General features: G+C 43.6%; 14 protein-coding genes. 5 read left to right on the forward strand and 9 right to left on the reverse strand.

The window, feature by feature from the left end:
• Positions 1 to 66: 66 nt before the first annotated feature.
• Positions 67 to 2,541, reverse strand: coding sequence for an EAL domain-containing protein (locus VTAP4600_RS04340; RefSeq protein ID WP_172443066.1), 2,475 nt, complete (start codon positions 2,539 to 2,541; stop codon positions 67 to 69).
• 373 nt (positions 2,542 to 2,914) lie between these two features.
• Here VTAP4600_RS04340 and VTAP4600_RS04345 point away from each other — a divergent pair, with 373 nt between their 5' ends.
• A complete protein-coding gene (locus VTAP4600_RS04345) occupies positions 2,915 to 5,299 on the forward strand; it encodes a YgiQ family radical SAM protein (RefSeq protein WP_102521667.1) in 2,385 nt (794 codons plus the stop codon).
• An 88-nt stretch (positions 5,300 to 5,387) separates the two neighbouring features.
• On the opposite strand, the gene VTAP4600_RS04350 is transcribed toward VTAP4600_RS04345, so the two are convergent.
• The 3 genes from VTAP4600_RS04350 to VTAP4600_RS04360 all read right to left on the reverse strand — a co-directional run bounded on the left by VTAP4600_RS04350 (position 5,388) and on the right by VTAP4600_RS04360 (position 10,143).
• Positions 5,388 to 5,834, reverse strand: coding sequence for a GtrA family protein (locus VTAP4600_RS04350; RefSeq protein WP_102521668.1), 447 nt, complete (start codon positions 5,832 to 5,834; stop codon positions 5,388 to 5,390).
• A 5-nt stretch (positions 5,835 to 5,839) separates the two neighbouring features.
• A complete protein-coding gene (locus VTAP4600_RS04355) occupies positions 5,840 to 7,231 on the reverse strand; it encodes an ArnT family glycosyltransferase (protein WP_231897866.1) in 1,392 nt (463 codons plus the stop codon).
• Between the two features lie 440 nt (positions 7,232 to 7,671).
• Positions 7,672 to 10,143 carry a bifunctional diguanylate cyclase/phosphodiesterase gene (locus VTAP4600_RS04360; protein ID WP_102521669.1) on the reverse strand — a complete coding sequence of 824 codons (2,472 nt, stop codon included), beginning with the start codon at positions 10,141 to 10,143 and terminating at the stop codon, positions 7,672 to 7,674.
• Between the two features lie 212 nt (positions 10,144 to 10,355).
• On the opposite strand from VTAP4600_RS04360, the gene VTAP4600_RS04365 reads away from it, so the two are divergent.
• Entirely contained in the window at positions 10,356 to 11,270 is a 915-nt protein-coding gene (locus VTAP4600_RS04365) for a 1-aminocyclopropane-1-carboxylate deaminase/D-cysteine desulfhydrase (RefSeq protein WP_102523906.1), read from the forward strand.
• Positions 11,271 to 11,318: 48 nt separating this feature from the next.
• Here VTAP4600_RS04365 and VTAP4600_RS04370 read toward each other — a convergent pair whose 3' ends face one another.
• Positions 11,319 to 11,600 (reverse strand): hypothetical protein, encoded by a 282-nt coding sequence (locus VTAP4600_RS04370; protein ID WP_102521670.1) that lies wholly within the window; start codon positions 11,598 to 11,600, stop codon positions 11,319 to 11,321.
• Positions 11,601 to 11,714: 114 nt separating this feature from the next.
• On the reverse strand, positions 11,715 to 12,344 hold the full coding sequence (locus VTAP4600_RS04375; protein ID WP_102521671.1) for a LysE family translocator: 630 nt from the start codon (positions 12,342 to 12,344) through the stop codon (positions 11,715 to 11,717).
• 220 nt (positions 12,345 to 12,564) lie between these two features.
• Between VTAP4600_RS04375 and VTAP4600_RS04380 the strand changes: the two genes are divergently transcribed.
• Entirely contained in the window at positions 12,565 to 13,302 is a 738-nt protein-coding gene (locus VTAP4600_RS04380) for an RNA methyltransferase (RefSeq protein WP_102521672.1), read from the forward strand.
• Between the two features lie 103 nt (positions 13,303 to 13,405).
• On the opposite strand, the gene fdxA is transcribed toward VTAP4600_RS04380, so the two are convergent.
• On the reverse strand, positions 13,406 to 13,729 hold the full coding sequence (gene fdxA / locus VTAP4600_RS04385; RefSeq protein ID WP_102521673.1) for a ferredoxin FdxA: 324 nt from the start codon (positions 13,727 to 13,729) through the stop codon (positions 13,406 to 13,408).
• Between the two features lie 217 nt (positions 13,730 to 13,946).
• Here fdxA and VTAP4600_RS04390 point away from each other — a divergent pair, with 217 nt between their 5' ends.
• Positions 13,947 to 15,554, forward strand: coding sequence for an NAD(P)/FAD-dependent oxidoreductase (locus VTAP4600_RS04390; RefSeq protein WP_102521674.1), 1,608 nt, complete (start codon positions 13,947 to 13,949; stop codon positions 15,552 to 15,554).
• Positions 15,555 to 15,680: 126 nt separating this feature from the next.
• Here VTAP4600_RS04390 and VTAP4600_RS04395 read toward each other — a convergent pair whose 3' ends face one another.
• Together VTAP4600_RS04395 and VTAP4600_RS04400 are read right to left on the reverse strand one after the other, a co-directional pair.
• Complete coding sequence (locus VTAP4600_RS04395; RefSeq protein ID WP_102521675.1) at positions 15,681 to 16,208, reverse strand: NADPH-dependent FMN reductase; 528 nt, start codon at positions 16,206 to 16,208, stop codon at positions 15,681 to 15,683.
• Positions 16,209 to 16,275: 67 nt separating this feature from the next.
• Positions 16,276 to 17,154, reverse strand: coding sequence for a pirin family protein (locus VTAP4600_RS04400; protein WP_102521676.1), 879 nt, complete (start codon positions 17,152 to 17,154; stop codon positions 16,276 to 16,278).
• Between the two features lie 109 nt (positions 17,155 to 17,263).
• Between VTAP4600_RS04400 and VTAP4600_RS04405 the strand changes: the two genes are divergently transcribed.
• Complete coding sequence (locus tag VTAP4600_RS04405; protein ID WP_102521677.1) at positions 17,264 to 18,169, forward strand: LysR substrate-binding domain-containing protein; 906 nt, start codon at positions 17,264 to 17,266, stop codon at positions 18,167 to 18,169.
• Positions 18,170 to 18,249 lie beyond the last annotated feature (80 nt).

The following is an 18,249-nucleotide window of genomic DNA, read 5'->3' on the forward strand; positions in this document are numbered from 1 at the left end:
ATGGTGGGTATGGAAAAAATGACGAGCATCGCAAGCGAGCAAGTACCCATCTTAAACAGGAAAGCATCAACGTATAAAAAACTCTAATATTCGCTGTGAAGAAACAACGCCTAGGCAAGTCCCCATTTCATCCGCAATCACCCACGGTAGTGGTGTTTTTTTCTCTAACAGCCTCGCCACATCGTTAATCGTCGTTTCATCACTCAACGTAGTAAACGTGGTTTTCATCACCTGGTTGATTTTACGCTTTAGAATCACACTGTCTTTTTGGGTCTCTATCTTGGTACCCAAGGTTGGCGACAGATGTAAGTTATAGACTTCTCGATCAACCAAACCTACGCAACGCTCATTATCCACCACCATGAGTGCATCAAACTTTGCATGGCTAAATATTCGGTGAACGTCAGCAAGCGGTGCACTCGGTTCTAACATTGGCGTAGTAAAATCGCACAAACTTAAAATTCCAGCCCCTTGCTCTGCTACTCTTAGTGGCTCTAGCAACTTCATATTCTTAGTGTAATGGCGAGCTTGTTCGATCTGGGCGATCGGAACGGGTTTCGAAAAGAAATACCCTTGAATAAAATCAACGCCCAAACTAGTGAGAACTTTGATTTCTTGAATCGTTTCCGCACCTTCCGCTATGACTTTAACCCCAAGGGTATGTGAGAGGTTAATCAGTGTTTTCACGATAAAGTAGTTCTGGGTACCGACTTTGATGTCCATGACGAACTCTCGGTCGATCTTCATAAAATCAAAATGACCATGGCTAAGATAAGAAAACGATGAGTACCCCGTTCCAAAATCATCTATTGCGACTTTAACACCAATATTTCTTAATGCTTTTAATGCCTCAATTTGATCACCTTCACTGGCAAAATACGCACTTTCCGTTAATTCAATTGTTACGTTTTCAGGTTCGATACCTGAATCTTGAATCATCGTCATGGCATTATTCAACACCTGCTGAGCACTCATTTTTGTATTTAGTGAGCGATTAATGGTAATGCCAATATCAGAGCCATAATGCTTGCGGATTGTTTTAAGCATTTGCAGCGATTGTCGACCGACACATCTATCAATGTTAGTAATAAGGTTAAGTTCCTCCGCCAAATTAACCAACTCTTGTGGGGAGTAGTGCTCTCCATCAATGTCATTAAAGCGACACAGCGCCTCAAACTTCACGACTCTCCAAGTGGAGGTCGACACGATAGGTTGAAAATGAACGTCAATATCTTCATTTTTAATCGCGACGGTCAGTGCATCTTCAAGTTTTTTACGCCGTTTAGCTTCTTTGTGAATGGAGGTATCAAAAAAGTTAATGTTGTACCCTTTGCTTGAATGCTGCTCCAACATCGCTTGAGTTGCATGCGTAACAAGCAATTTGGGATTGGCTGTGTCAAACCCAAGAACCGACACACCCACTTTACCTTTAATGATGAGTGGATACAGTGCATCACCAACATGACGCTTTATCTCATGGAAAAAACGACGTATTTCTGCATGAATACTTTCAATGTTACGTTCGCTTTTGGGGCATTGCAGAGCCGCCACAAACAAATTAGCTTTCAGATAACCACACAAGAAACGATTGTCCAACTTAGCAATCGCATTAGAAATTGCGACACGATGCTCGATGACACTTTCAGCATCAAGATTAGGCAAAAAGGTCATGACGATAATATTATTGTCGGCCTTTTTTTCTTCCACCAATGGCAACAACTTAGCGCTGAACTCGATTTCATTTGGAAGCTGTGTTAATAGCTCAATGCCACCATGCTCGGTATCGGCAACGCGATAAAGGTGATCAGACAAATCAACCGTATATCCAACGTAGTACACTTTTTTATTCGATAACTCGATTTTCTGTAACGTCAGATCCTGAGGTTCTATTACGTTATTTTTGCGCTTAGACAAAATCGTTCCGGTCCAGAAGCCTTTTCGATGCACCTGCTCCCATGTATCTTTAAAGAAACTCTTACTGTGCTTACCCGCATTGAACATGCGCGTTTTTTTACCTAACAGCTTCCTAATTGAATATCCGGACTTTTCTGCAAAAAGTGGATTACAAGCCAATATGTGAGTGTTTTCGTCTGTAACCACAACACCATGATGCTGATTATCAAAAATCGATGTGAATATATCGGCCATGCCACCAAGCGATGGCAACACAACGATGGGCAGCACCGTACCACCGAGCGTGTTTTCAGACTTTTTCTCGATTATCCATTCACTAAAGATTAACGTATTACTGATTGGGGTCGACAATGTGCAGAAAACCGATTGTGTCGTTGCGCATTCTGCAGCATGTTGAAATGCTCGAACCAACTTACGACGCTCTTTATCTGAGAAAAGCGCTAACAAATCACGACTTGTTTGGATTTCTTGCTCTTGCATAAGAGCGGATAAATCGGCATTGAGAAAATCAAATTGATCGATATCGAGATTCCATGACCACTCTACAGCCGGATACCACGCAGTATCTTTGTGCCGATTTCCCTCCGACATGGATTCTAAGATGGTAGTAATAGTCGTGGTATTCATCCATTGCCCTTCATCGTCATAACATGAAATCCCCAGTAAAAACATCTAGATTAGATTCAATTAGTTACACTAATCATAGACATTTTTTAGCAGGTAAACCCCTTATGAGCTCACACTCTTATATATCAATCACAGAGCGGCTATTGATTGTTAACAAACCGCACAGATTGCCGTCTCCATCCCCTCAACTATAAATATAGTGGTAAAAATGCAATTAAGCGTATAAAGGTAAAACAACACATTGGCTAAATGACCGTCATTATTGACCTATTACACCGCTATTGATGGATTTGTTTTATTTGATGCAGATCACTGCTAGCCTACATCGTCGGTTGCCGCTATAATTCCCGCCTTGCAAAATTGAGGCTAAAATATGCGCAACGAAGTCACACCAATCGATCAATATCCTAAGTACTGGGCCGAATGCTACGGTACTGCTCCTTTCCTGCCGACGAGTAAGAAAGAGATGGCAAAATTGGGTTGGGATAGCTGCGATATTATCATCGTTACTGGCGATGCGTACGTGGATCACCCGAGCTTTGGTATGGCCATTATCGGGCGCCTATTAGAGTCTCAAGGATTCCGCGTTGGCATTATCTCTCAGCCTGAGTGGCAAGACAAAAATGCCTTCATGAAGTTAGGCAAACCAAATCTTTTCTTTGGTATTACTGCCGGTAACATGGACTCCATGATCAACCGCTATACATCAGACCGAAAACTTCGTCATGACGATGCATATACGCCTAACAATGAAGGCGGAAAACGTCCTGACCGAGCCACACTGGTTTATTCTCAACGTTGTCGTGAAGCCTACAAAGAAACCCCTATTGTACTTGGTGGTATTGAGGCCAGCCTTCGACGTATTGCGCACTATGATTACTGGTCAGACAAAGTCCGCCGTTCAATCATATTCGATGCAAAAGCCGATATTTTGCTGTTTGGTAACGCAGAACGTGCACTGGTTGAAGTAGCCCACCGCCTAGCGAATGGCGAAGATATTGCACAACTTACGGGTATTCGTGGTACTGCATTGAACATTGCAGAGCCACCTGAACAGTTCAAGATCATCGATTCATCTCGAATTGAGAAACCGGGTAAAGCCTTTGTGCCTGTTAACCCGTACGTAGTTGAAACCGATTGTGGCCCTAAAACGCAAGAGCCTGCAAAAGCCGAACCCATCGTTATTCGCCCGTCACGACACGACTCGAAAACAACAGCAGTAAGACTGCCTCCGTTTGAAAAACTGAATAACGACCGTATATTATATGCGCACGCGACTCGTGTCATGCACTTGGAAACCAACCCACACTCTGGACGCGCCCTTATTCAGAAGCATGCTAATCGTGAATTGTGGGTCAACCAACCGCCTATCCCTCTAACCACTGAAGAGATGGATTTTGTGTTTGGTCTTCCTTATGCGCGTGTACCGCACCCTATGTATGGTAAAGCAAAGATCCCAGCTTACGACATGATCAAGACTTCAGTTAACATCATGCGTGGTTGTTTCGGCGGCTGCTCATTCTGTTCGATCACCGAACATGAAGGCCGTATTATTCAAAACCGTTCACAAGAATCCATTTTGAACGAGTTAGAAGAAATTAGAGACAAAGTCCCGGGCTTTACTGGCACGATTTCAGATCTTGGTGGCCCTACGGCGAATATGTATCGTTTGGGGTGTAATGACCCTAAAGCTGAGGCGAATTGTCGTCGCCCTGCGTGTGTGTTCCCTAGCATCTGTAACAAACTAGATACCGATCATAAGCACACGATCGATCTCTATCGCGCAGCTCGTAATGTAAAAGGCATCAAGAAAGTCATGATCGCTTCTGGCGTTCGTTATGATTTAGCCATCGAATCACCAGAATATGTGAAAGAACTGGTAACACACCACGTTGGTGGCTACCTCAAGATTGCACCTGAGCATACTGAAAAAGGCCCATTAGATAAAATGATGAAGCCGGGCATGGGTGCATATGATCAATTCAAAAACATGTTTGAAAAATACAGCAAAGAAGCTGGCAAAAAGCAGTATCTTATCCCGTACTTCATTTCCGCTCACCCGGGAACCGAAGACGAAGACATGCTTAACCTTGCTATGTGGTTGAAGACTAACGAATACGAATGTGATCAAGTACAAAACTTCTACCCATCGCCGATGTGTAACGCAACGTCGATGTACTATTCGGAAACTAACCCGCTCAAGCGTGTGAAGTATAAGCAACGTGAAGATGTGCCAGTGCCAAAAGGTGAACGCCATCGCAGGCTACACAAAGCCCTGCTACGCTATCATGATCCTGCTAACTGGCCTTTGATTCGAGAAGCACTGATTGATATGGGTAAAAAGTACCTGATTGGTGATAAACCTGGCTGCTTAGTACCAGAGGAAGACACCGATACGCTCACACCAGCTCAACGCCGTAAATCTGGTAGACATGGTGCGAACCGCTTTGCAACTAAGCATACTCAGGCGCAGTTTGATCAGCGTAAGCCATCCCACCGTTGTGACTCTTCGCAGAACGGAGCAAAGCAAAACGGCTCTAAACCAAATAGCTCTAGACCGACAAGCAATAAGCAAGGTGGCAATGGTCAATCACAAGCGACAAATGGAAATCAGCCAAAACGCGGTGGTGGTAAACCTCAGCGTCCTGGAGCAAAACCCCAAAGTGCAGGCAACACTGGCAACCGAAACAACCATGCCGGTAAAAAGCCAGCTGGAAATGGTAAGCCAGCTCGTAGTGGTTCTGGTAAGAGAAAATAGACTGAAGTAAAAACAAAAAATGCGACCGATTGGTCGCATTTTTTATATCTATTAAAACCGATATTTATACCGCACTTTTCGGTAGCAATTAGCTTTCGCTTTTGTCAGCAAATACCCACTTGGAACTCAAAAAGTAGTTACTGACCATTCCGACCAAAATACCCGCCACCAAAGCCACATAGGCCATGATACCTTGCTCTCCTAGGTATGTAATACATAACTTAAAGACCAACAGGTTAGGAACAGCGGAACAACAAGCCGCAACCAATGACTTCTGCCATTGCGTTCTTCGGCTCACTTTCTTTCTGTCACTGAAAGTCAGCATGCGGTTGCCAAGCCATGTAGCACTAGCGGCACAGACAAAAGCAATCACTCGAGTAGGAAAAATCTCGAGCTTAACAACATAGAGAAAGAAACTAAAGATAGAAACATCAACAACAAAGCCAATGCCCCCAACGATCGCAAACTTTACCACACGGTGCTTAAGCAGTTGTTGCAGCAGTGGATGCTGCAACAATTTATTAATGACTGACATAGTAACTACTGACAGAAATACAAGTAGCGGTTTGCGTTTTCAGACTGACGTTCACAGCTTTCCGTCAAACCCTTGCTATCAATAAAGCTTGGCAGGCTGTCTTTACGGCCGACAACATAGAAGCCGTTGTCATGCCCTTTAAAGTCATCATCACCCTGAAAGTACACAGCTTTACCAAAGCTATAGTATTGGCCTGAGAACGGACGACTGCCAACGTAGTACACTGGAAGACTAGAGTCTGCATTGGTGTAAAGTTCTTTTTCACTTCGCTCGGTTCCTGTTTTAAAGGTGATCACACCAACAGCAATGATTAACAGAACAGGCACAATTAATGCGACTTTACTAAACCATTTCTCATCGCCTTTGATTAAACAAGCGAAAATCAAACCAATGGCAGGAATACCAGGAAGTACGTAAGCAGGTAAAATATTACCGGCGAACGAGAACAAGATCATCGGAGCAATCATCCAGCAGAATAAGAAACTCAGCAAACCAGGATTCGCGGCGTTAAATGCTTTAATTTGAACTCGACGAGTCCAAGCCATGATCATCAAAGCGATAGACCAAGGCGCTGCAGATTGAACCCAGAACCACCAAATAATACCACGAGGCTCATCATGAGCGTTGCCGTACAAGTCACCGTCCCAACCGGGAACCATAAAGCGCTTGTAGTGCTCACCAACGATAAAGTAATCAAGGAAGCCTGGCGTTGCCCTTTCTGCCATAATGAACCAAGGCAAAGCAACGATACACATTAAGATCAGGCCCTTAACAATAGGAAAACGTTGCCATAGTTCTTTAAAGGCACCGATAAACCCGTGCTGGATTACCATGAATGGGAACACACCCAAACCAAAAATAACAATAGTTACCGGGCCTTTAGAAAGCAGCGCAAAACCTAAACCAATGAAACCGATATAGCCCCATTTTTGGTCGCCTTGCCAACAAAAGTAAAAACCAACCATCGCGACAGCAAGAGACAAGGTCATCGCCATGTCTGTCATTACCGCACCGGCTGAGATAGAAAAAATAGCGGTAGATGCTAGAACAGCAGCAGAAACGAGCGGGTTAATGCCCACTCTTTTAGCAAAATAAGCGCAAACACCAATGGTTGCTAGACCCGCTAACCAGTGAGGAAAGCGAACCCCAAACTCAGAAAGACCTAGGACTTCAATACCCACGGCACTAAGCCAAGTAAACATAGGAGGTTTACCCCAAAATGGCACGTTATAGTCTGTCATTGGTGTCAACCAGTTACCGGTCTCGACCATGATTCGAGCCATTTCACCATAACGAGCTTCGGTAGTATCCATTAATGGGTATAGTGCTAACGTGACTAAACGCAGCAAAATTGCGATACCAAATAAGCCCCACAAGTGTTTTGAAGTTAACTTCACTTCCGTCCCCTAAATCATTCAAAAAATAAAAACAGCGAAATCTATTCGCTGTTCAAAATGTACGTAATTAGTGCCTAGATTGTACCTAAAGCACTGAGCCGATGCACCAAAATAGAAACTCGGCTCGCTTTTCTTCTGCTTTATGACCACAGAAACGCCCAATGGTGCAATCTGAATATCATGTCGAGTAAAAATTCTGCCGCCATTGATGCTATGTGCATTATATTACTCATAGATAAATAATCGACACTTAAGTCACAATTTTTGATGATAATTCGATTTTTGGACCACCTTTAGGCTATGTGGCTTTGAATGTCTTCAATATAGTCATTCATTTTAAGAGGTTTGCTAAAAAAGTACCTTACGTTAGCGCATTCCTATTTCTTGAAAATCACTAGAAAAATGATGATTCTCGCCCAAGCGAAGGCAGTTTAAGTTATCTAAGGATACCGAGTGATCAACTGCGGCAACGGCAATGGCTTATCGATAAGGTAACCTTGTAATATGTCACAGTGGTAACTCTCTAAGGTCTCTTTTTGAGCTTGTGTTTCAACCCCTTCAGCAACGATCGTCATGTCCGACGAATGGCCAATCGCGATGATGGCCTTCACCAATGAATCACTTTGTTTAGAGCTCATCATTTTGTCTACAAAAGTCCGGTCAATTTTGATCTCGTTGATTGGTAAATTACTGAGATAACTCAAGGATGAATACCCGGTACCAAAGTCATCCAAAGAAATGGTAATCCCCAACGTTCTGAGCTCTTCAATAACGGGAGACACTTTAACGAGATCGTTAATTAACACGTTTTCTGTTATCTCTAACGTGATGCGTTCATAACTGATTTGATGAGCGTCGATTGCCGCACAAAGTTGCGTGACAAATTGACTACTCATTAACTGAATCGGAGAGATATTAATAGACAACGCAATGTTCGACTCATTCTCTGGAAACGCTTCGGCTATGTCTTGGCAAGCCTGATTAATAACAAACATACCAATGGTATTAATCAAACCGATGTCTTCGGCAACCGCGATGAACTCGACCGGAGATACATGGCCCAGTTGCGCATTATGCCAACGTGATAATGCCTCTACACCGCAGATCATGCCCGTTTTAACATCTATCTGAGGCTGGTAGAGAACCGAAATTTCCTTACGATATAAGGCATCTCGAAGCTCTCGTTCCAGTAAGAAATCATATTGTACTTGGCGATTAATGGCATTATCAAAAAACAGCACATCGCCTTTTTGCCGCGCTTTAGATTTGTACAATACGATATCAGCTTTTGAAATCAGATCTTCGGGTTCATCTCCATCAGATGGGTACATTGAGACCCCAATGGTGCAAGAGATAAAGACGACTCGCCCTTGAATAACAAATTGACGCTCGAACACACTTTTAATGAGGTCTACTTTTTGTTCAGCCTCACCTAAACTTTCTAAACAAGGAAAGCAGAACACGAACTCATCGCCACCAAACCTAGAAATACTCTCACCAGGCAGCATTAACTCTTCGAACTTTTTGCCGATCTCGCCCAGTAATAAATCCCCGGCGGAATGACCATAAACGTCATTTACTTTTTTAAAGTCATCTAAGTCTACAAACATCACGGCAAGTTGCTGATAACTTGCTTGAGAACGCTCTATACCCTGTTCAATATGTTCGTGGAGCAATACCCTATTTGGGAGCCCCGTTAGAGAGTCATGCAGAGCCATGTGTTCTAGTTGATTTTTTGTATCTTCTAAATTACCAAAATCGTTTTCAATTTTAGCTTGGAATTTATTAAAACGAACAGATATCAACCGACTAAGCCCAAACGACAACAGAGCCAGAATCAGAGCCGAAGCCGCCCCCATAAGAGCAACATTCGTTAAGTCACTCCGATTCGCGTCTTCAAAATAAGCCTTGCGCTCGTTCAGATAATTCTCCAGGACATCTACATATACCCCACTGCCGACGCTCCAGTTCCAATCCTTAAACTGCATGACGTAACTGATTTTATCTGCACTCTTCACACCTTCTGGAATATACGCACTCTTATAATGCACAAATTTCTGATGATTGATCACCAGTTTTTCCATCGCATCTTTATCTCTGTCATTACTCAAGTTATAAATATTCTCACCCACAAACTCTGGCTCTCTGTGTGCCAATATTCCCCCTTTGTCATCCAAGATAAAGACATAACCGTACAAACCAAAACGGATACCATTAACCCACTGCAAAACTTGTTTCTTGATGTCATTTTCTACATCAACGACATAATCTCCGGTTCCTATAAACCAATCATAAGGCTCAAAATATTGACCAAAACCAATTTTTTCAAACTCTTGGTTTTTATTTTGCGGTTTGACGAACCACCAGCGATAAAACGCTTCTCCCTTCTCTTTAACTTGCTCGCCCATCTCTCGGACAATGTAACTGCCACGCACGTCTTTAAAGTCCCAAAGCGACTTTCCTTCGACATGAGGAAGTAACGGATGCATCACGTTTATTCCATTGGTTTTATAAATGAAAAAGTAGCCACGACCGTCATTAAAACGAATGTCACGAAGTGCTTGAGTAATCAGCGCAGTGACTTCAGCTTCGGATTTATCTTGGTTGTTTTCGTAAAGGTTAGTCGCAATTTTATGCGCTTCATGAATGCGTTGTTTAATGGTGGTTTCAAGGGTGGTTTGAGTTTGGTCTTTGGCGTATTGGATCTGCTGCTCTACGTACTCAACTTGATTCTTGAGCAGTTCCTTTTGGCGCAATACAAACTCTTGGTGAAGGGTGTCGATTTCTTTGGCACTACTTCGAATATCATCTTCAATAACAATCGCGAGCAATACGATAGTAAACAGAATAACAATGCTGGCTGGCGCAAATTTTATGAGCCTAAAAAGCTTTTTGTCATTGAGTTCAGCCATTATTCGTCACCTATTTATCATTCACTTTAGTAAACATAGCTAATCTCATAATGAACCGCGAGGCAATTTTCTATAAATGATTTATAAATCAATAAAACAACGTCTTATACGGCGATTTTACAACCAGAAGATGCTTCAGTTCACACTCCTTTACTGGTAGCCTACTCGCGGGAATATGCACTCTACGAGCAGCGAATATGCAACCTAATCAAATGAAACTGTGTCATACCGAAACCTCTCTTCACCAATTCGAACAGTACTCTTTTTGGCTCAAGCGCGATGATTTATTACACCCACAATTTAGTGGTAATAAAGCGAGAAAGCTGGCTTCATTATTAGAGGTAGACGCCTCTCAATATGATACGTTAATTGGCTATGGCTCTGTTCAAGCAAACTCGCTCTATTCGCTTGCGGCATTAGCGCAATTAACATCTTGGCAGTTAGAATTTTACGTAGACCGAATTCCCACGTGGCTTAAGCAATCCCCCATAGGTAATTATCGAGCAGCACTTGAACTCGGAGCCAACATCATTGATTTATCACAATGTGGCGATAGATCCGACCGACACCCAAGCGATTATATCAGCCAAGTTCGCTTACCCGACTCGCGCGCCTTGTTTGTTCCTGAAGGGGGTAGAAGCCCAATTGCTGAAGCGGGAATAAAAGTGCTTGCCGAAGAGATCATCGCCTGGCGAGATGAGAATAACATCAATGATTTAGTCGTCGCTCTACCCTCTGGCACGGGCACCACATCACTGTATTTGCACAAACACCTTAACGACAACGCGATTGAGGTCATCACTTGTGCGTGCGTCGGTGGAAACGACTATTTAGAAAAACAGTGGCTGGAATTGGGTGAAAGCAGCGTGCCCAATATCATTAACAGTGGCAAGCCTCATCACTTTGGCAAGCTTTACCGTGAAGACTACGAAACTTGGCTTGACCTAAAAGACCAAACTGGGGTCGAATTTGAGCTGCTATACGATCCACTAATGTGGCAGGCACTGCGCCATTGGTTGCCTGAAAATGCTCATCGAAGCTTACTTTATATACATCAAGGTGGGTTGCTCGGAAATGAAACCATGTTACCGAGATATCGCCGAAAGTACCCTCAAGAGCCCATTTAGATAGCCACAAAAGTCCGATTGAGAGATCGGACCTTGAAAGTTCGATTGCTAGCGAATCGCGTTTTTATCTACGTAAATGCTGTCACCAAATTTCGGCTCAATTTCTACATAACCATTACCACGGCTTTTCACTTCACCTGAACGTTTGTTCTTAATTTTTCGGCAGTCCGACGGTAGGTCAATGTTTTTATTCGACCCACTTTTGCGTTTTAGATACAGTTTAATCGCCGATTCGCTCTGACATACCACACGATTTTTCTCTATCGTTACGTCTGCAGAGGCGGTAAACGACACGAATAAGCATAAACCTACCAATACTGTTTTTTTCATTTTTTTGTTCCTATTCAAAGTCTATATAAACAAACCAAGTACATTATACATACTAAGTACGAATAATAAATATCACTCTATTAAAACGAGAGACTTTGGATTTTATATTTTGGTCTAGCGATGAATAGCTAAGTAAGTACCCGCAGCGATCATAATGCTGCCCGCCCCACGATTGAGTCTTTGATGCGCTTTCGGGGTTTTTAACATTCGAGCCATTTTACTTGCCCCAACCGCAATGAGCATTAAACCCGCCATCAAGGCTACCGACGACAACACTGAAACCAACGCAATGTCTTGCGCTTGTAACGCAGTCAAATCTACAAAGGTAGGTAAAAAGGAGATATAGAATAGAATCACTTTTGGGTTAGATGCAGAGATCAAAAACCCTTGTGTAAAGCTCGCTAGCGCTTCCGTTTTTTGCGGTTGTTGTGCTTCATTGTTTATGGAGTCCTTCACCTGCGGTAAAGCCTTAAACATCTTATAACCGAGGTAGATCAAGTAAGCAGCGCCGACATATCGAATAACAACAAATACTTCAGACCAATTATCCGCGACGGTGGCCAAACCAAAACACGCCAATATCAAATAGATAAGATCGCTTCCGATCATGCCTAAAGCCAGCATTACGCATTTCTTTGGCCCAGAAACCATTGCTCGGGCTAAAATAGCAAACACGCCAGGTCCGGGTGTAATACCAAACACAAATATGGCAATAAAGAAGGTAATAGCGCTTTCTATGGTCATGTTTTTACCCACTAGATGTTTTCGTCGAGTGTAGCACACTAAATCTTTACATCAGGACAAAACATACTCATAGAACCTGCTGAGTTTTCTCTCTCGCATCTCAGCAAGGGTTAGGGTTATAATGCGGCGGCTTTTCTTTGGCGCATCATCTACTGTTCATTGACATCAATCGTTCATCAACATCAATAGTTCACCAGACACTGTGAGTTCACTAAATACCATGATTTCAAAAAACCAACTAAAACTGCTTCGTGCTCTCAATCAAAAAAAACAACGCAAAGCCCTTGGCTTATTTTTGGTTGAAGGCGAAAAAAACGTACTGGAATTAGTGAATGCTTCTCTGGTGGTAAAACACGTTTTCGCAACTACAGAATTCTTAGAGCAAAATGAAGCTCAGATGAGCCGTTTCGAATGCATTGAAGCGTCATTAGATGAGTTAACCAAAGCGAGTTCTTTGGTGAGTAATAACGCGGCAGTGGCCGTTGTTGAAATACCAAGTATTGAACCACCAAAAGCAGAGGGTTTGATGATCGCCCTAGACGGCGTTTCTGACCCCGGTAATCTTGGCACCATCATTCGTGTTGCAGACTGGTACGGCATCAAGCACATCATTGCGAGCACAGACTGCGCCGATCCATACAACCCGAAAACAATCAGAGCCACGATGGGCAGCTTCGGACGCGTTCAAGTTAGCCAACTTGCCCTGCCAGAATACTTATCTGCGTCTGATTTACCTGTCTACGGTGCATTCTTGGAAGGCGAAAGCGTCCATAGCACAGACTTTCTAGCGGAAGGCATCTTGTTGATGGGCAGCGAATCTCATGGGGTACGCGAAGAAGCCGCCAAGCAGGTTACCCATAAAATCACCATTCCTTCTTTTGGTGGCGCAGAGTCTTTAAATGTTGCGATGGCAACTGGCATCATTTTGGATAATTTCCGTCGCCAGCACAGCGAATAAGCGGATAGTTCGCTCTTCGTTAACACCGCTTCTTGTTAATATAAAAAACGTCACGGTTAACTTAACCATGACGTTTTTTAAGTTCTTTAGGTACTCGCGCGAGCTATTTCTCTAGCATCGACAACTTATTTGGCACGCCATCCCATTTCGCCGCATCTTCAAGAGCGGGTTTCACTTCCGTAATGTTTGGCCATATTTCGGCAAGTTCTTCGTTTAACTCGATGAACACTTGTTGATCTTCTGGTAATTCATCTTCTTGAAAAATAGCTTGAGCATCACATTCCGGCACGCACAACCCACAGTCAATGCAATCAATTGGGCTTATAACCATAAAGTTCGGGCCTTCATAAAAGGCATCAGCAGGACATACCGCGACACAGTCAGTGTATTTACATTGTATACAGTTATCCGTTACGACAAATGCCATGATTCGAAACTCTTCGTTAGCCAAAATTGTGGATTGGCGATGATACTGATCCAGAGACAAAATTCAATATATGCTCGGTTTATATTTTCGATAACCTATCTTAACGAATTAAGTATGACAGACGAATCAACATCACGTAAAATGCGCGCCATTGTGAGCTATCGTTCAAGCCAATTGAATGATTAAGCTAAGACACCTACTAAAACGAGACATCAGCATGATACGTTTAAATGAAATCAAGCTTCCTTTAGATCACGAGGAAGACGCACTCCTTGCCGCGATAACCAAAAAGCTGGGCGTTACCGCCGAACAAGTTATCTCATTCAATATGTTTAAACGTGGCTACGATGCTCGTAAAAAATCTAAAATCCTTCTTATCTACACACTAGACGTCGAAGTTGAAAACGAAGCGCAACTGCTCGAACAATTCGAGAATGACCCGCATGTTAAAACCACGCCAGATATGGCCTACAAATTTGTCGCTCAAGCGCCAGAAAACCTAACCGAGCGCCCTGTCGTTATTGGCTTTGGCCCTTGTGGTTTGTTTTCAGCTTTAGTTCTCGCGCAGATGGGCTTTAACCCAATCGTAGTTGAGCGCGGTAAAGAAGTACGTGAACGTACTAAAGACACCTTTGGTTTTTGGCGTAAACGTAACTTGAACCCAGAATCAAACGTTCAGTTTGGTGAAGGCGGCGCAGGCACGTTTTCTGACGGCAAATTGTATAGCCAAGTAAAAGACCCAAAACATTATGGCCGTAAGGTTATCGAAGAGTTTGTCGCCTCTGGCGCACCAGAAGAAATTCGTTACGTGAGCAAGCCGCACATTGGTACGTTCAAACTGGTTACCATGATCGAAAAAATGCGTGCGAAGATCATCGAACTGGGCGGTGAAATCCGATTCAGTACTCGTGTTGATGACCTACACATGGAAGATGGCCAAATCACTGGCCTAACACTGTCTAACGGTGAAGAAATTAAGTCTCGCCACGTTATTTTAGCGGTAGGCCACAGTGCACGTGACACATTTGAAATGCTGCACTCTCGCGGTGTTTACATGGAAGCAAAACCGTTTTCTGTTGGTTTCCGTATCGAGCACAAGCAATCTGTTATCGATGAAGCTCGTTTTGGTAAAAATGCGGGTAACCCTATTTTAGGTGCCGCTGACTATAAACTGGTTCATCACTGCAAAAATGGCCGTACGGTTTACAGCTTCTGTATGTGCCCAGGTGGTACGGTTGTTGCAGCAACCTCTGAAGAAGGTCGCGTAGTAACCAACGGCATGAGCCAATACTCTCGTGCAGAGCGTAACGCTAACAGCGCCATTGTTGTCGGTATTTCACCAGAGCAAGACTACCCAGGCGACCCACTAGCAGGCATTCGTTTCCAACGTGAACTTGAAAGTGCCGCTTACCGCTTAGGTGGCGAAAACTACGATGCACCAGCACAAAAAATTGGGGACTTCCTAAAAGGCCGCGATCCAAGCGCAATTGGCGAAGTTGAACCTTCGTTCACTCCGGGCATTAAACTGACGGATCTTGCTCAAGCGTTACCTGACTTCGCGATTGAAGCAATCCGTGAAGCCATTCCAGCATTTGATAAGAAGATTAAAGGCTTCGCGGGTGCAGACGGCCTACTAACAGGTGTAGAAACTCGTACATCATCGCCACTGTGCATCAAACGTGGTAAAGATTACCAAAGCGTTAACTTGAAAGGTTTCTACCCTGCTGGTGAAGGTGCCGGTTACGCAGGGGGGATTTTGTCTGCAGGTATCGACGGAATTAAAGCCGCCGAAGCATTAGCACTCGCGATGGTTGAAGAAGCATAAGTTAGCCGACAAAACCACAGACAGCGATAAAGCCCTAAATACGAAGTGCAATGAGTTTGACTCATTGCACTTTTTTTTGCTTAATTGATTTTGTTCATGATGGCGGCTGATCATTCGCAGGCTCGATTACGCAGTTAACGCTAATACCGTTGCTCTGAATTTTTCTTTCAACTTTTCATCCTTAATTTCACCTGTATCCACATCGAAGTTTTCATAGAAACTTGGCAATGACATCGAAGCAACCACATTGCCTTCAAAATACTTGGCCGAATTCACCGCCGTCGCAAGAACATTTCCTGCTCCACCACCCCCCGGCGATGTAGAAAGCATAACCGTTGGCGTTCCTTGATACACCCCCATATTTACGCGACTGGCCCAATCAAACAAATTTTTATAAGCCACGGTATAACCACCATTGTGCTCTGCAAATGAAATAAGTAATCCATCGGCTTTCGCTATTTTGTCTCTGAAAGCATGCACCGCATCAGGGATACCGAATTGGGTTTCTAAATCAATGCTGTATATCGGTAGCTCAAAATCGTTGATGTTTATGATTTCAACATCATGGGATCCCAACTGCTTTGAAGCCAATATGACCAATTGTTTGTTGATGGATTGAATGCTATTGCTTGCGGCGAACGCGAGAATCTTCATTAGTGTTTCCTTTTCCGATAATTAAGAGTGTTGAGTCATTGTTTGAATAGCGTCCTGCGAGTACCGCTTAAACACGGCCCAACAAGCCCTCTTCGTAAGACTTCATAACAAGCTCAATCTCTTGCTCAGAATTCATCGCAAATGGGCCTCTTTGCACAAAATGCTCTTGGGTTGCTTTACCAGACAACACAACAAAATGACTGTCTCCGTTACTTTTACCGGTGATCTGCAATGTTTGATGCCCCTCAGCATTCACCGCAATGGATTCACCTTTTTCAAGCACAATACTGACACTGGCGGTTCGTAATTCAACACTCCCTGACACCGCGTATATCCAAGCGCTATGATCCGACTGCACATCATGTTTAAAGCGCTTTGCGTGTTCGACTCTTCCATCCAAGATAGTGAACGGCAGCACTGGAGAGCTTGCTCCGCTTAGCCCATTCGATTCACCAAGCACAAGACGTACTCTGCTCCCCTCAGACTCAATAATCGGCATGTGCTCACTTTTTACATGCAGGGACGACGGCGACTCTTTCTTCTGCAAAGACGGTAAGTTCACGAATAGCTGTAACCCATGAATGCTTGCACCCTCTCTTGGCGCTTCGTCATGTACCGCTCCTTTTCCTGCATTTAACCAGTAAAGGTCACCCGCATGTATATCAAAATCATTCCCTAGTGAATCTCGATTGTTAAATGCGCCTTCAGTGTCTTCAAAAAGTACCGACACAGCGGATAGCCCAGCATGGGGATGAGCACCGAATGTTGGTTCTGTCATTCGATAATGATCCACCATAATAAGAGGGTCCATCACGCCGTTAAAGTCAGTATATCGAAAGCCTCTACCTGTAAAGCCAGTGCCTACTTTCAATGAGTTACCCGCTACTACTGAAGAAGTACCCACGCCGCTAATTTGCTCTTGTTTGATATGTTTTGTTGAATTCATTATTCTCTACCGTTCCATGTTTGATTTGAAATTAGAATAGCAATCAAAATACGACCATAAAATAGACAGAAATCAGACTCATCGTTCTATATTTGGAACAAGGAAAGCCATGATAGATTTAAACGACTACTTTTATTTTGTTCACGTTGTAGAGAAAAAAGGATTTTCTGCCGCAGCCCGCACGCTTGGTGTTCCCAAGTCGAGGTTAAGCCGCCACGTAAGCCAACTGGAAGAACGGCTAAATATCCGGCTCATTCAACGCACGTCTCGCAGTATTTCTGTAACCGACGCAGGCGACAAGTTTTACCAACATGCTCGGCTAGTGCTAGATAACATGGAACGGGCTGAAGCATCGGTTCAGCCTATGATGAACTCGCTTTCAGGAAAGGTTCGAATTAGTTGTTCAGTCGGTGTCGCTCAATTTGCACTCAAAGAGATAGTCACCGACTTTGCTATTGAGCACCCGCAAGTTCAACTCGAACAGCATGTCTCTAACGATACGATTGACCTAGTGTCAGAAGGGATAGATTTGGTGATACGTGGTCATATGGCGACGCTGCCAGATTCAACCCTGATTCAAAAAAAGCTCGCGACGGTAGAATGGCATTTATTTGTCGGAACACCTTTTATTGAACGCCACGGTCTACCCGACTCACCGTATGCGCTCAATGATCTCCCATTTCTAAAAGTCGGATGGCGAAACCGCAATGACATATTACATTTGGAACATTGCGACGGAATTAAAACTCAAATTCAGTTGAACACAAGATTTCGCTCCGATGATATGGAAACATTGTCGCTCGCGGCCAGTAAGGGGCTGGGGATTGTTGCGCTGCCCGCCTATGTTTGCCATTCACGAGTTCAAACAGGAAGCTTAACGAGAATACTGCCTGATTGGATCGCAGGCGCAGCACAATTGAGCTTGCTGATGCCTTCAAGAACGGGAGTGCCAGCACAGGTCAATGCTTTCTCTGAGTATCTTCGTGCCAATTTCGTTAAAGCGGTAACCCCCTGATCTCACGTTCAATTAATGAGAATAAATCTCAACTAAATCTTTAGATATACGATTAAATCTATTAGCATGGTGAATACATC

Origin of the sequence: Vibrio tapetis subsp. tapetis, assembly GCF_900233005.1 — a bacterium.
GTDB lineage: Bacteria > Pseudomonadota > Gammaproteobacteria > Enterobacterales > Vibrionaceae > Vibrio > Vibrio tapetis.

Bases quoted from the DNA above. Each gene is read 5' to 3' on its own strand.
- VTAP4600_RS04370 (WP_102521670.1), bottom strand. From the start codon at position 11,600: ATGAAAAAAACAGTATTGGTAGGTTTATGCTTATTCGTGTCGTTTACC.
- VTAP4600_RS04390 (WP_102521674.1), top strand. From the start codon at position 13,947: ATGATACGTTTAAATGAAATCAAGCTTCCTTTAGATCACGAGGAAGAC.
- VTAP4600_RS04375 (WP_102521671.1), bottom strand. From the start codon at position 12,344: ATGACCATAGAAAGCGCTATTACCTTCTTTATTGCCATATTTGTGTTT.
- VTAP4600_RS04400 (WP_102521676.1), bottom strand. From the start codon at position 17,154: ATGAATTCAACAAAACATATCAAACAAGAGCAAATTAGCGGCGTGGGT.
- VTAP4600_RS04345 (WP_102521667.1), top strand. From the start codon at position 2,915: ATGCGCAACGAAGTCACACCAATCGATCAATATCCTAAGTACTGGGCC.
- VTAP4600_RS04405 (WP_102521677.1), top strand. From the start codon at position 17,264: ATGATAGATTTAAACGACTACTTTTATTTTGTTCACGTTGTAGAGAAA.
- VTAP4600_RS04395 (WP_102521675.1), bottom strand. From the start codon at position 16,208: ATGAAGATTCTCGCGTTCGCCGCAAGCAATAGCATTCAATCCATCAAC.
- VTAP4600_RS04380 (WP_102521672.1), top strand. From the start codon at position 12,565: ATGATTTCAAAAAACCAACTAAAACTGCTTCGTGCTCTCAATCAAAAA.
- VTAP4600_RS04340 (WP_172443066.1), bottom strand. From the start codon at position 2,541: ATGAATACCACGACTATTACTACCATCTTAGAATCCATGTCGGAGGGA.
- fdxA (WP_102521673.1), bottom strand. From the start codon at position 13,729: ATGGCATTTGTCGTAACGGATAACTGTATACAATGTAAATACACTGAC.
- VTAP4600_RS04350 (WP_102521668.1), bottom strand. From the start codon at position 5,834: ATGTCAGTCATTAATAAATTGTTGCAGCATCCACTGCTGCAACAACTG.
- VTAP4600_RS04365 (WP_102523906.1), top strand. From the start codon at position 10,356: ATGAAACTGTGTCATACCGAAACCTCTCTTCACCAATTCGAACAGTAC.
- VTAP4600_RS04360 (WP_102521669.1), bottom strand. From the start codon at position 10,143: ATGGCTGAACTCAATGACAAAAAGCTTTTTAGGCTCATAAAATTTGCG.